The following is a 14,218-nucleotide window of genomic DNA, read 5'->3' as shown; positions in this document are numbered from 1 at the left end:
CCAACAGCGCCAGGAAGGTTACAGCCGTACCAGCGCCAAAAACCGCGCCGGACATAGCCTATGCTTTACAGATGCAAAATCGACGATAAGGGTTGCGTACCTGCAACATTTCGTACAGGGTCTGTTCATAAACGGACAACGGTTCCGGCTTCGGACGAACTTTATACTAATTACAATTAGTGTATTCGGTGGTAGTGGCGTTGGAGCTATCAACCTCTCCTTTGGTATTCGTGGTTGTCAGCGTCTGGTTAATGGGGAATCCTTTTGCGTTGTAGTCATAAACATAGAGCGTCGAGGCCCTGTTTTGAAAGGCTGTGCCCTCGGCATTGGGTTCCAGGTATGTCACACGCGTGATGTTGTGTAGTTGGAGAAAGTTTGGTCGGGTACCGGGCACGGTCGGATGGCCCTTCGGCCGGCCGTATATATACCGGCTCGGATTCTCGCGGGTGTCATATTCATAGATCGTTCCGGAGGACGGCTTGCTATTGATGTAGCGCTCTTCTTTGGCTATCTGCCCTTCTGCCGTATACTCGTACCGAAATTCATCGGTGCCGCCACCCCAGGTCTCGATCGATTTGGTCAGCCACCCTTTGTCGTTATACTGCAGGAACGGCGATGTCACGTTTCCGGCGCCATCCGTCGTCGTTATTTTCTGAATAATGTTACCATTATACGTGATGGCGGTCGAGCTATTATTGTACGTATTGGAGTATTTGATCAGCTTGCCGGCGCCGTCGTACTCGTACTGAGATACATAGTTGCTAGGCTTGCCATCGGTCACACTGGTCACCGCCGATTTTATCAGGCGGCCGTTCTCATACGTATATTCCTCATTAGTGGATGAATTGCTGGTCACGCCGTCCTTGTCAGTCGAATTGTATTGCCGCACGGTACGAAGCAGAAAGCCGTCGGTGTCATACTGCATGCTGGTGTTCGACGTGCTGGAAGCCTTTTTTCCGTCCTTATACGTGTTGGTGTACTGGACCGTGCTTCCGATCTGGTTTCCCTTGTCATCATATTCATACGAGAACACAGCCGTGTAGCTGTATTCATTCGGTGTACCGATATATACCTGGGCGGTGGTCGTTTGCTTTACAGCCCGGCAAGCTGACTCTTCGATGGAAGGATCTGTGTCACCATCGTCGTCCTTGCACGATGTCGCCATAACCATTGCTGCGATCAGAAGAACGGAAAAGAATCGCGCAGGGCCCGCGCTGGCGTGGCCTCGAAAAGCCTGTGTGATAACTGTTGTTTTCATGACCGGGGTGTTTTCGAACAAAGGTAGCGGGGGCCTGGACGCGGGGCTATAACCTTTTTGGGTAGTGCGGCTGTTATCTCAAAGCCGTTACAACCTCTCTTTACTTCCTTGTGTCTAAAGACAACAAGATCATCCTATACATAAACTCGAACCCAGTAATTATTCTCCTAATGAAAAGAATCCTTTTATTCGCCTTTCCCGCAATAGTTGCCTTTGGCTGTCAGGACCAGGCCGGGCCGAAAGGCTGTGGTCTGGAGTTGAGGCTTGTAAAAATGACCTCTTCCTGGACCGGAGACAAAAGCGCGGACGATGACCTGCCGTGGCAGGAGACGATCGCATTATGGGATGACAGCACCTTTTTAAAACGCCGCACCTATCAGGACACCGTCTCCGAGGCGGTGGGTCGCTATACCTACGTGACCCTGGACAACAGACAATACGTTGAGCTCTCCTATGACCCCCGCGAGGACAACATACGCGCAAGCTGCTCCCCTACCGAGTTCATCGAGGTGAAGTCTTCCACCCAATTCAAAAACACGGAATGGCAAGCCTGCGACGGTCCAGTACTGGACTACGAGGCACACACTACCCGCTGCAGTGAATAAGTGAAAAAGGCCTTTTAAACGCAAAAGCGCTGTGTAACCCAGGGATAAACGGGCGAAATCGCGGTTATCCTTACATGAACGGCCGGTAGACGGTAATGGCATCCCACATGTTCGTATCTTGCGAGCCGTTTAACCTTTCTATGACACGTTTCCATCGTTTCTGCCTGCTGCTGGTGCTGCCGATCCTGCTACCCTCTGGTTCTTATGCTCAATTCGCCAAAAGTAAGACCATCTACAGCGCGAGCAGTTTTTATGTCCCCCAGACATTTGACGCGGGCGACCTGAATGGCGACGGTAAACTCGATTTCGTCGTCAAGCAAATGGAGGGACGGCCCGCCTATTACGTGCTTAACCTGGGCGGAGGCAACTTCAGTGCTCCGACGGAGCTGCCTCAAAGTGCGCAGAATTACCTGACGTACATTAAAACGTTCGACTGTGACAACGACGGAGATATCGACATTGCCGCGTCGTTCCGGAACAAAGTGGTGATTTGGAAAAATTACGGCAGTGGATCATTCGCCGCCCCTGTGCAAATCGCATCCGGTCTTGACTACGCCGGGACGCTTTTTGTCACCGACATGGATAACGACGGCGACCCGGATATTCTGGTGGGCGAGCAATACGCTGATTCGTTCTGGCTTCAAAACAATCAAGGCGCTTCCTGGACAAAGCAAGCGTGGGCAGGTATAGGCTATGCTGACCGTTTTGATATCGCCGACATGGATCAGAACGGAACCCCGGATTACATCACCATTTCAGGTTCGGGCGGCTACGTGAAAATCAATGGAAAAAAGGTTGGTGAGTCTTACTATTACTTCCGCAACGGGGCGCACGTAAAGGCAGTTGACCTGGATGGCGACGGAGATATGGACATCGTGGCAAGTGGTGTCTACCTCAATGGCAGCGCAAAAGCTCTTCTGCTGTTGGAAAATACCGGCAAAACTTTCACCACGCGCTACCTGGAAAATTCCTCGGGTGATTACCGCGCCCTAGCCGTGTATGACTACGATGGCGACGGCGATACAGATATATTTGCAACCTGTTGGATGTACTGCACGCTGGATTTATTCGAAAATACAGGCGGCGGGAAATTTAAGTTTGTGCAGAATTATATCGCCACGAGTGGGGTGAACGACGGCGAAATGCAGGCGCTGGACGTCGACGGTGACGGGTTGCGCGATCTTGTAAAGACCGAGGGCGCATCACATGTTGTGCATTGGTTTGGCAACATTACGCCGCAGTTCACGGGCATCGAGGCAGAATTTCAATGGGAAGGGCAATGTCAGCGCGATACCGTGCGCTTTCTGCAAACCGTTCGCGGCCGCGATATTGTCTCGTGGCAATGGAACTTTGGTGACGGTACGCCGACCGCAAACCAACGCCGTGTGAACCATGTGTATACAGAACCGGGCGAGTATACTGTTACGCTGAAGGCCACCAACGCACAGGGACAATCACACACAGCCACCGAGCTTGTGAAGGTTCATACCTCCCCCACCAACGAGGCGCGTTCGATTACTGCGTGTGAGAGCTCCGGTCCGATTACACTCGACCCTACAGAATATACCTATAAATGGTATAACACCCCACAGGGAGGCAGTCCCTATAGAGAAGGCAATTCGACGTCATATTATACAACGAGCACGTCCACAACATACGTTTCGAAAACCAGCAAGGTCACGGGCTGTACAAGCGCTGGGCGCGATGTCGTTACGGTGACCTATTATGGTTATGCATATCAACCGGTTGTGGCCGGCGCGATCAGCTATACGGGGCCGGCTACCCTTGTGCTACAAGCTACGCCGCAGAGAATAAATGAAACAATCGAATGGTTTCAGGACCCTGCCGCACAAACGCGTATTGAAAAGGGGTACTTTCTTTCCAGGTATGTAGCATCGACAACGACTGTTTATGCGCGCGCGTCATTTGATGGCGCCTGCCCGGGATATGTGGTTCCGGTGACCGCGACAATCTCGGCGCCTGTACCGGACGCACGTTACGTGTGGTCAGACGCGGGTAAGTTCGATAAGGTCTCCCATGCTGCCGACATCCTATTGGATGCTGGTGGCAATCCGATTATCATCGGCAACGGCCCGACTGGACAGGTCACTACCGCGAACAATACGCTACAAAGCATGTTCGGTCGCAACTACGCGATCCGCTATAGCAAAACTGGTGTCGCGCTGGAGGCCTGGAATCTCGAGCCTACCACTGTCACGCTGGACGCGGACGGCAACCAGTATGCCACGGGCGATTTGACGGCAACGACGACCGTCGTTGGCGGAACGAATATCACCAAACCGAACGATGGCCAGCGCTACCGGTATGTCGCCAAGCTTGGCACGGATGGCAAAATGGTGTGGTACCAGGTGTTTAAAGCAGACGGTGTCGCGACCTTACAGGTGGACAAGTTGCAAAATGTATATTTCACCGCCTACCATAACGGCAGCACTACCATTGCCGGCACCAACGTCGCTACGACCAGTGGCAAAGCCGGCACTGCACTGGCTGTATTGACAAAGACGGGGGCCTTGCGCTATGCTACCACGACGAATACAGCGCTATACTACCACAAAACGGCGTACGACAGCAAAGGGAATGTGTACATCGTCGGCGAGCTTACGGAACCGACCACGTTTGGCAGCGTTACGCTCAGCCCTGCTAACGGCGTTCAGGTCCTGGTAAAATATACCCCGACGGGCGCAGTAGCCTGGGCTAAAAACCTAAGTCCTACTGCGTCTCTTTATACGCCGAATGTCGCCGTCGACGGCAGCGACCATTTGATCTTGACGACCCGCATGACAACGTCTAAATCCTCCACGTCCGTGAAGGTGCTGGATAGGGAGGTTGGTAATGTCGGCACCTACCTGGTCCTGAAAATAACGGATGCCGGCACACCGGTGTGGATACGGCAGATCACAAGCACAGGTCAGATCGAGGTAACGGATATGGCGGCTGACATTGCCGGCAATATATTTATTGCTGGGCTTTACGCGAACGATCTGAATTTCGACGGCTTACGGGTTCCTGAATCAACAAGCCACAGCTTCTCCAGCTATGCTGCGAAGTACGATGCGGCCGGTGCGATTCAATGGGCAAAAGGGCTTGTAAAGGACGGGGTACTTAAATATTGCATACCCGATCAGGAAGGCGACGTTTACATTGCGGGTGAATTTGATAAGACCGTCCAACTGGACGACAAGACACTCAACGCAAACGTACTCCTGCCTGCGCCGTACGTCAGTAGCAACCTGCTGCTTGCAAAGGTAGGTTTTGGTGAGGCCACCGCTTTCCGTACGAGCCGGCACTGTGCAGGCGAGTCGATCAGGTTCCAGGATGTCAGCCAGCCCGCGGCCGGTGAGACGGTCAATCGCTGGTCGTGGAACTTCGGCGATGGCAAGAGTTCAAACGAGCAACATCCGGAACATACTTACACCAACGTCGGAAAGTATACTGTGACGCTGACCACCACGGCCGCCGATGGTACCGTAGCGTCGCACCAGGAAGTCATGGACGTGCGGTCGATGGCGCCGCTTTCACTCCGCATCATTCCGGACGATGCCAGTCAACTGGCCGGAGTTTGTGAAGGAGCACCAGTGGGTTACAAAACCACTACCAACGTCGTCGAGGGTCATTACAGGATTCGCTGGTATTTCAACGATGGACCTGCCACGCGCTTTACCTCTTCGATATACGAACAGATAAACGCCACCCAGGAGGTTAAGGCCAGGGTCGAGCTTCTGGCCAAAGATGTCTGCCTCTCTAAATTTACAGCTTCCGACTCGATCGTTCAGAAGGTCTACAAATATCCGGCGGCGCCCGCCGTCACAGCCTCTTCCATGCCCGTGTGTGCAGACCAGGCGGCTGTATTGCGCGCGGTCGATGAATACCCGTATTACCAATGGAGTGACGGCCAGACGGCACGTGAGATTTCGATCCTCCGGACCGACGACATTCAATCACCTCGCTCCCTGCGTGTGGGTGAATCAGCACAATGCCTCAGTGCGCCCTCTCAGGCGATCGCCGTTCAGTTTGTCGAAGTACCCACGATTGCCATTACCCACCGGGAAAACGTTCTCCTGGCCACGCCAGGCTTTATATCGTACAGCTGGTATCGCGATGGCGTATTGCAGGATGAGCAAACCTCCAGCCTCACGGCACTGAGGTCAGGAAGCTACCGCGTAACCGGAATAGCCACGTCTGGCTGCACGGCCGAGTCTACGCCTGTATCGTTTGTCATCACGGGGCTTGAAACACCCGGCAGCCGCGCCGGCATAGCAGTGTATCCCGTTCCGTTTAAGTCAGATCTTTTGCTGTCGCAAGTCGTGCCGGTAAGGCAAGCCCGGATCGTAGACCAACTGGGTCGCACAGTAGGGGTCTATACGAACGTCGGCGCCGGCCAAACGATCGACGTATCGCAGATTCCTGCGGGACAGTATGTACTCGTGATTGTGACGGCGCAGGGGACTTATCAGCGAAATGTGGTGAAGGTGGAGTAGCGCAAAACCCCGGAAAGGCGCGAAAACCACAAAAGACGCTTTTTTTTGTGATGGAATGCCGGCTTTTTCTATTTTTGCACCCCACCATCGGAGTTTTTCCGTATTTCCGGTGTTTTTGGTTCCGTAGTACAATGGATAGTATTTCAGATTCCGATTCTGAAGATGCAGGTTCGATTCCTGCCGGGACTACTAACATGAAAAGCCTGGAGTCTTGATTGATTTCAGGCTTTTTTGTGTTCGATAATTCTTGTTCGGTACCTTCTACGTAGTAATCAAATTTTTTCATTCTGCTGTGGCGGGTGTCGGAAGCTTTAGCAAGCACATTCCCGTCAGCTTGGGATCAATTTGCCACCAGCGGCCCTGTGTGGGTCGTGCACGCGGAAGAAACTGGTATTAATGTTCAATTCGAGATCGTCTTCATTCTCAATGCCGTTATATTCGAACTTCTGGGGTATGCTGTATCCCTGTTGTACGAGTTAAATGTTACCCCAAATGGATAATAATCACCGCCCTCATTAGGCATTTATCATTCACATGTTGCTTCAATCAAATAATACCAGTTAGAGTCCAGCTTAATATATCCTCTTTTAAATAAGAAATCTTCATTTCTAGCGCCCCCTTCAACTTTCGTCAATGCTATACAGCGATCTAATTGAAAATAAAAATTTGCCCATGGATAACCAGATACCTCGTTCAGCCCTAATCTTTTAAAATTTTTATATTTAGACTTTATATTAGATTTCAAATCATTAGTATTCTGGTCGGAATAATGAGACAAAAATTCGACACCATCATCAAATTGCAATGTAGTATCATTGTTAATCCAATATAGTGAATCAAAGTCTTCATTGAGAGAAAACCATATGCTGCGATATTTTGACCTAGTTAAGAGGGAACCAGAACTGGCATATTGGTAAAAAGTTGAATCTTTATGCTCATAATACATCGAAAAAATTAACTTGTCACCACGTTCTAAAATTCGCCAGCAAGAAAAATCGCTCAAATCTGTGGTTTTAAGTATTGAATAAGTTTCGAGCATGTCGTCTTTGGTCTTTCGTTCTGTACAAAAAGTACAGAACCAAAATGCAATCAGAAATAGAATTAATCTCATCTTCATCAGTATAATACCATTTAAGAAAATCGTCACTATATTTTTTTATCCGAAGGCCTTTTATTGGAGGAATCGAACCTGTTTTCGTAGACGCTCGCCATGAGGACATGCCGACAGGTTTATCGTTTGGCATGTATTGTTAGCAACTGGTTTATCTCTTTTTAAATTGACCATATAATTCAAAAAACCTGTCTAAAGCTTTTCTCTCATCCCCATTGCATTCTTTTAGTATGATATTTTTCCATCCTGCGGTTGACTCAAACCATCCGAAATATTTGGCGATCCAATCGGGAAATTCATTAAATCTAAATGTATCATTGTCGTTCGAATTATTGATGGACGTAGCCAGACCAAAGCCATTCATGAATGCGGCTAATGAAGTTATCGTCCAGTCACCAGTGTACATCGGAGTCCTTTTCCTGAAATGTTCTAAATCCAATATATCAAACAACGATTTAAGTCTCTCTGTCATAGTTTTTCATTCATGTAAATGGCATTGTGGGCAGTCGTTGCACTACACCAAACTTCTCCTTTGTTCGTCCAGGTAGTCGAATTGTTTTTCTTCGAACAAATCTTCTAGTGCGTCACAACCAAATTCAATTTTATAATCTCTTTCTTTCTCGGTAATTGGAATAAACCAATAACAATGGATTTCCCGTCCATTGAGATTTATAATTTCAAGCTCTTCTCCTTCGATGTATGGCAGTGAAATGAACCCATGATCACACGTTGTATCGAAGTCTGTTAATTGTCCGACGACAACTGTATGATGTAAATTTAACGGCTCTGAGTTTCTATGAAAGGACGCATTCAAAGTCAATAATTCAACTCTTGATTTGTCCAGATTTTTTGAATAGGTAATTAATTCGATTAAATTGTTGTCATCCCTGTCCATTGACATTCCAACGGTTACATAAGTCCACATTTGATGTCGCTCTGATGGTCCAAACTCTAGAACATAAAAATCAGGATGAAGTTTATTCGTTGGTCCTTTGTCCCAAGTCAGTTTTTTGCCTGCAACGCCATAAAATGATTCGTAATGTCGTCTTAACTCGTCTGTATAGTTTTTGAAACTCATCTGTCGAAATGTAATGACCAGCCACCGTTTTGCTGTAAGGCGTGGCGGCACGCCAAAATAATCAAATTAAATGTCAACTGCGTCTGTAAGCTCCCCTGAAGTTCAGGCCATTTGAAAGTTGACTAGAAATGTTACCTACAACGTTCGATATGTAACTACCGGATATTCTTGCGATTTCGTAGTAAAATCATCCTCCGATCATGTCTCTCAACGTGCAGATTTTAAGCGAAACTGTATGATTTTGTTAAAATCGGAAAGAATTGAGCTCGAACCAATACCCCTCCGATCGACATTGAAAAAGCCTTCTAATTTTTAGAAATTAGAAGGCTTTTTTCTGTTTTACCGAAGAGGAGAAGTGCGTTGCAAATTGCGCTATCAAACCAGAGAGCAATTAAAAAAAGACTGTCGTAAACGACAGTCTCTATTATGCTTGAGTTGGTTTTTCTACTTCGTCACAACATTACTATCGAGGATAACTGCGGTTTGTGCAAGTAGTCTACCTTTCACAGAAGCTCCCGTCTGAAGAGTGATTCCGGTCTTTGAGAGAAGCGTACCTTCGAAGTGAGAGGTTGTACCAAGTGTTGCCTGGCCTGCAACTTGCCAGAAAATGTTTTTCGCTTGAGCACCTCCGGCAAGGGTAATATTCACCGCAGAACTCATGGTAAGATTTCCTGCAATCTGAAATATCCAAACAGCATCGGCATCGCCTGAAATTACAATGCTGGATGGAATCGTAACATTTCCAGTCCATTTATACAGACCCGGTGTGAGCGTCTTGCCTCCTATATTGCCAGCACCCAATTCAATAAAATCTGGCAATGTACGTCCGGCTGCATCATTGTATGCGGTAATCATGTTATTGACAGACGTGGTTAAATTGTCAGGTGTGGGCACAGCCATATCTGCTGCATATAATTTACCCGTGACTTGGCTTGATGTTGCATACCCTGTGGCGTTGGTCAATGCTAACCCGGTAATGTAAGAAGTAGCGGCAGGACTGAGTCCCAGGTCGCCTGTTATAGCAGAAGTTGAACTATTATTGATTGCTGTCTTGGCAACAATAACGTAGCCAGCCGCGTCGCCCAACGTTACAATTGATCGCACTGATGTAGATCCGCCCGTCGTAAAACTCGATACGAAGTCCGAAGAGAGTGCCTTGCCGTCCAAAGTTTTTGCGCCTGATGTTACTGTAATTGTGTATTCAGTCAGTGCTAATAAATTATCTGTAGGCGTAAAGGTTGCTACCATTCCAGTGTATGTGACGTCACCCGAGATCGCTGTACCACCCTGCCGAATAATAATCGTAGAGGAATTAATGGTTGCAGGATCCATTGCCGTACTGAACGTTACTAAAATTGAGTTGTTCCGTGCAATGCCTACAGCATTGTTGTTAGGACTTGTAAGACTTACTGCTGGCGTGGAGTCGGTATCATCGTCCTTTGAGCAAGCAGTAAATAAAAAGAGCATGATAAAAAACACAGATAACTGTTGAATTAGCTTTAAATATTTCATGTATTATTTTTTTTTTAGCGAGAGCATTAAGAGAGATAAGAAATGGCAGACAAATATGAAAGTATTGCAGAACCTTAGCATTACATAAGAAAAAGCTAAGGTTACATATATCCTATGTTTAGGAGACAAACTCTGCACATTGGGTTTAGATCCGGATTTATCCACGATCAAAGTAAATCCCAAGCGCAAGTAGTTGCATTGCCTGATTTGCCATTACCTCAACGAAAAAGCAAGAATTAATTGTTCGGACAACCTAAAGACTACTTAAAGAAATACAAAACATATTAACTTTAACCAATAAGACCTGGCAATTGATATAACGTATGTTTGACAGCTTAAAATGCAGCGTTTGTAGTCTTTATGCACTTAACCCGCGACTACAAAACGAATCTGCATGCTAAAAAGTAAAGAAGCCACATTGGAGATGGCCGTCGGATCAGGGTAGAACCCCTGTCTTTAAAACATCATCGTATTGCTCTAATCCGGATGTTACGATACGCCACTTTCATCGGTGGCCCTACATGCACTTGCAGACCCAGCAATCCGGAGATTTTTTGTGCGCCGGCATCGCCATCGGTCACGTCGCTCATCAGCACGCCGTTGATATAGTGCTGCATACGGTTGCCCTTTATCACCAGCCGGCATTCGTTCCAGTCGCCACTTTTGATCTTTTGCCGCAGCTCATCGCCGTCTCCCAGCGACCCGGTGATGGCCGGCTCCTGACCAGCCTCCAGACGCGACTGCTCTCCGCGCTTAGCCAAAAAACCACGGCCCCGCTCTTCGTAGTTCTGACCGGTATAGGTATGCTTACCATCAATATCTGCCTGGTATCCTTTCAACCCATAGGGCACACCACTCACCGGCTCGCTTCGGTAATTAATACCGCTGTTGCCTGTTTCGGTGATCTTGAACTCGGCCACAAGCTCGAAGTCACCTGGCTGGTCACCCTGCCAGATCAGAAATGTATTGTTCCTGAGCGTAACACCTGGCTTTACTTCACCGACAAGGGTACCTTGTTCTGCACGCCATACCGATGTATCGCCAGCCCAGCCCTTCAGCGTCTTGCCATCGAACAAAGAAATAAAGGCATCTTTCTTTTGCTGCGCCTCTACCACCGGTAGAGCACCCACATAAAAAAGTACCAGCAACAGGACTGTTTGTATCTTCATAGCTTATTGCGTTTTCTTACCCTTATACACTTCATGATTTTCATTGCCGCCCGACTTCAGGTAGTTCACCAGGTCGTTCAGCTCCTCGCGGTTCAGGCGGTTGATCAGCCCAGGTAACATCGGCGAAACTTCCGACACACGCGTGCTCGCCACCGCCTCCTTCATCAGTTCTCGTACTACTTGTGGGGCAAAGGGATTTTGGGCGATGTAGTACTTCGTAGCATCTTCGCGGATCAGCCTGCCCAGTACTGTCTTGCCGTCTTTTAATACAAACACGGTTGCCCCGTATTGATCGGATATCGTAAGGCTCGGGTTGATTATGGCTTCAAGAATGTCTTTCGTAGAAAAGCGGGTGCCTGTCTGCGTCAGGTCCGGGCCTGACACGCCACCCTCACCCTTGAACGTGTGACACTGGATACACAGCGATGCGGCAAACATGTCCTTGCCCCGGACGAAATCAGGTTTGTCGGTAACATTGTTCAGCTCCTGCAACGCCTCCTCTACGGACCAATTGCGCCCCGGCCCCTGCGGCTGATGCGCATTGTCGACCAATATGTTGCCCGAGAGCCTCACCAGCGAGTCGCCCGACAGTTTATTGTAGTACGTAAACTGTCCCGCGGGCACGTTCTGCAGGGCATTGGTCCGGGCCTTGTCGATATATCCGCGAAAACTATGACCGCCCTTGTAGCTGAAAGCATGATAGAACCATTCGAAATATTTCTTACGCAAATCGGCAGACCACCCGTTCTTAGCGGCACTCAATGCCGTGGCATAATAGGTCTGTTGTGCCGGCGGCACGTTCGATAGCATGTCGGCGATAGCCATGCCGTATTGCGGGTTGCGCAGAATCATGTCCGATGACTCCATCAACGTTTTTCCAGCGGGGTCGTCTTTGGCTGTTTCGAGCAAGGTCATGGTCTTCTCTACCACGCCGGGTGCATCCAGGTACACCAGCACTTTGCAAAGCGCGCGGTTCAGTGTATTCGAGCGGGCAGGGTATTGGTCGTTAAGGTAGGCCGTCACCTTTGTCTTCACCGCGCCCGGGGGCATACCCATGCGCGCCAGCACCAGCTCAAATACACGCACGACATCGGTCTGCTGCTGTTCGGTAAGCCTGGCAAACGGTATGCGTAGTAAAGCTTCGAGCAACGCGGACTCTACTTGGTGGCCGCCTTGCCGCGCCAGGGCCATGGCGGCATGTGTCAGCAGCACCGGGTCTTTCTCCTCCAGCACGCGCGCCTGCCAGGTTGCCACGGGCTGATGCTCTACGGCTATGCGGGCTGCATAGCGTATAAAACGATCCTCATGCTTCAGGTGCGGCCAGGCTTCTTCGACAGCGCCCTCTTTTACGTCCGAATGAAATGTCTCGAGTCTTCTGCGTAGCTGCTGCACCTCGCTCAGCGCAACGGCCTTTGCTTGCGGCGCCGGCAAATGGTCGGTATAGTAAACGCGATAGAGATCCGACTCGAGGTTGCGCCCGCCCGTTAGAAAGTATAATGCGCCGTCGGGCCCAATCACACCATCCGTCAGTGGCAAGGACGTACCGGACAGAAACTCCTCGCCCCTGGCCTTGTAAGAAGCACCGTCGGCTTCGGGGTAGATTGCATAGACAATGCCGAAGCTCCAGTCGAAAGCAAACAGACAATCCCTATACTTTTCCGGAAAACGTGCGCTGCCCCCATACACCAGATTAGTCGGGGAGCCCTGGCCAATGTTCATCACAGGCGAAAGGTTGTCGGCAAAGTACGGCGACCACACGCTATTGCCCGTGCGCCAGCCAAATTCACTACCGCTTGTAGCGTGGCAGATGCGCGTAGGCCGATACCAGGGCAACCCGAAATCCCACTCCATATCCGAATCGTACGTAAACAAATCACCCGCGGCATTAAAGGCCAGGTCAAAGGGATTGCGATAACCAGCGCTGACCAATTCCCATTTGTTGCCGGTAGAGTCGATGTGCGCGATCCACCCGCCGGGCGCCTTGAGCTCGGCAGCGTGGCCGTTGGGATCTGTGATCAGCGGAAAAAGGTTATCCTCACCCCAGTTCGAGGGCAAACGGTAGCTATCCATCGGCGGCACTTTGGTGTAATTGCCGGCGATCAGGTACATCGATTTTTTATCGGGTGCCAGAATGATGTTATGAGGGCCATGCTCCCCTGCGCCCTGCAACGTCTTCAGCAACGTGATTTTATCGAACTGGTCATTGCCATCAGTATCTTCTAAACGGTAAAGACCACTGCTTTTCTCAAATTCCTCGTCCTGATCGTGATTCACCACCACAAACAGGCTGTTAAAGGCCCACAATAGCCCATGCGCATACCCGATGCTCACCCGCTGGGTTGTATCGATCCCATTACCCGGTTGCTCTAAATCGATACGCTCCGCACGTGTCCTGGTCGTATCGCCTATGGCCGGTATCGTAAGCCGGTATATCGCACCGTACTGATCAGATGCCAATAACCGGCCTTTATGGTCGAAAGTCATCGACACCCAAGACCCCTCTTTGTTCTCCGACGGACCATACAGCCGCTCTGCTTTAAAACCTTCCGGCAGCTTGAGCCTGGCGATCTTCGGATCCTGAAGAGCAGCGGCATCTTCCCGAGCAGGACCGCAGGACATTGTTAAAAAAACTACTGGCAAAAAAAAGATCAGCAGGTGGCTGAGAAAGCGAAAAGTACGCAGCGGACAGATAAAGGTTAGAAACATGGAGTTTGGCTTGGTTTTGCGAGTATACAGTTTATCAACTACGCTATCAATGCATTCTGTACCAACGGTGACAATTTTTCGGAAAAAGATGCTCGGGTATTATATCCATCCTGCACTGTCCTGAGTTTGCGAGATAAAAGAAATCATGGTACTAGGTAGCGTCTAACTAACTGTGTAAAGGTACGATTGACCTCTGGTGGTCGTGGATAGGAAGTCCACAGGACCAGGTCAATCGATGGTTTTAAAAATCATTACCTTTAATACAGTACAATGAAAAAGA

Annotated in this window: 9 protein-coding genes and 1 tRNA gene; 3 read left to right on the top strand and 7 right to left on the bottom strand. The window is 49.4% G+C overall.

Annotated features, from left to right (window positions below):
- Positions 1–166 precede the first annotated feature (166 nt).
- Entirely contained in the window at positions 167–1,258 is a 1,092-nt protein-coding gene (locus tag K7P01_RS23075; RefSeq protein ID WP_267296947.1) for a hypothetical protein, read from the bottom strand.
- A 170-nt stretch (positions 1,259–1,428) separates the two neighbouring features.
- Between K7P01_RS23075 and K7P01_RS23070 the strand changes: the two genes are divergently transcribed.
- The 3 genes from K7P01_RS23070 to K7P01_RS23060 all read left to right on the top strand — a co-directional run bounded on the left by K7P01_RS23070 (position 1,429) and on the right by K7P01_RS23060 (position 6,551).
- Complete coding sequence (locus K7P01_RS23070) at positions 1,429–1,863, top strand: hypothetical protein (protein ID WP_267296946.1); 435 nt, start codon at positions 1,429–1,431, stop codon at positions 1,861–1,863.
- 140 nt (positions 1,864–2,003) lie between these two features.
- Complete coding sequence (locus tag K7P01_RS23065) at positions 2,004–6,362, top strand: PKD domain-containing protein (protein WP_267296945.1); 4,359 nt, start codon at positions 2,004–2,006, stop codon at positions 6,360–6,362.
- Between the two features lie 117 nt (positions 6,363–6,479).
- A tRNA-Arg gene (locus tag K7P01_RS23060) sits at positions 6,480–6,551 on the top strand.
- A gap of 337 nt (positions 6,552–6,888) precedes the next feature.
- Here K7P01_RS23060 and K7P01_RS23055 read toward each other — a convergent pair.
- The 6 genes from K7P01_RS23055 to K7P01_RS23030 all read right to left on the bottom strand — a co-directional run bounded on the left by K7P01_RS23055 (position 6,889) and on the right by K7P01_RS23030 (position 13,938).
- The gene (locus K7P01_RS23055; protein ID WP_267296944.1) at positions 6,889–7,401 is read right to left on the bottom strand and encodes a hypothetical protein; all 513 of its coding nucleotides are present in this window, start codon (positions 7,399–7,401) and stop codon (positions 6,889–6,891) included.
- Between the two features lie 223 nt (positions 7,402–7,624).
- Positions 7,625–7,945, bottom strand: a complete 321-nt coding sequence (locus tag K7P01_RS23050) for a hypothetical protein (RefSeq protein WP_267296943.1) — start codon at positions 7,943–7,945, stop codon at positions 7,625–7,627.
- Positions 7,946–7,987: 42 nt separating this feature from the next.
- Entirely contained in the window at positions 7,988–8,551 is a 564-nt protein-coding gene (locus tag K7P01_RS23045; protein WP_267296942.1) for a suppressor of fused domain protein, read from the bottom strand.
- Positions 8,552–8,995: 444 nt separating this feature from the next.
- Complete coding sequence (locus K7P01_RS23040) at positions 8,996–10,063, bottom strand: ice-binding family protein (protein WP_267296941.1); 1,068 nt, start codon at positions 10,061–10,063, stop codon at positions 8,996–8,998.
- Positions 10,064–10,527: 464 nt separating this feature from the next.
- Positions 10,528–11,232, bottom strand: coding sequence for a 3-keto-disaccharide hydrolase (locus K7P01_RS23035; RefSeq protein WP_267296940.1), 705 nt, complete (start codon positions 11,230–11,232; stop codon positions 10,528–10,530).
- 3 nt (positions 11,233–11,235) lie between these two features.
- Positions 11,236–13,938, bottom strand: coding sequence for a c-type cytochrome (locus tag K7P01_RS23030; protein WP_267296939.1), 2,703 nt, complete (start codon positions 13,936–13,938; stop codon positions 11,236–11,238).
- Positions 13,939–14,218: the final 280 nt, after the last annotated feature.

It is taken from the genome of Parachryseolinea silvisoli (assembly GCF_021190955.1).
In the GTDB taxonomy this organism is placed as follows: domain Bacteria; phylum Bacteroidota; class Bacteroidia; order Cytophagales; family Cyclobacteriaceae; genus Ohtaekwangia; species Ohtaekwangia silvisoli.
The sequence above is the reverse complement of the archived record's forward strand: the minus strand, read 5'-3'. Positions and strand labels throughout refer to the sequence as shown.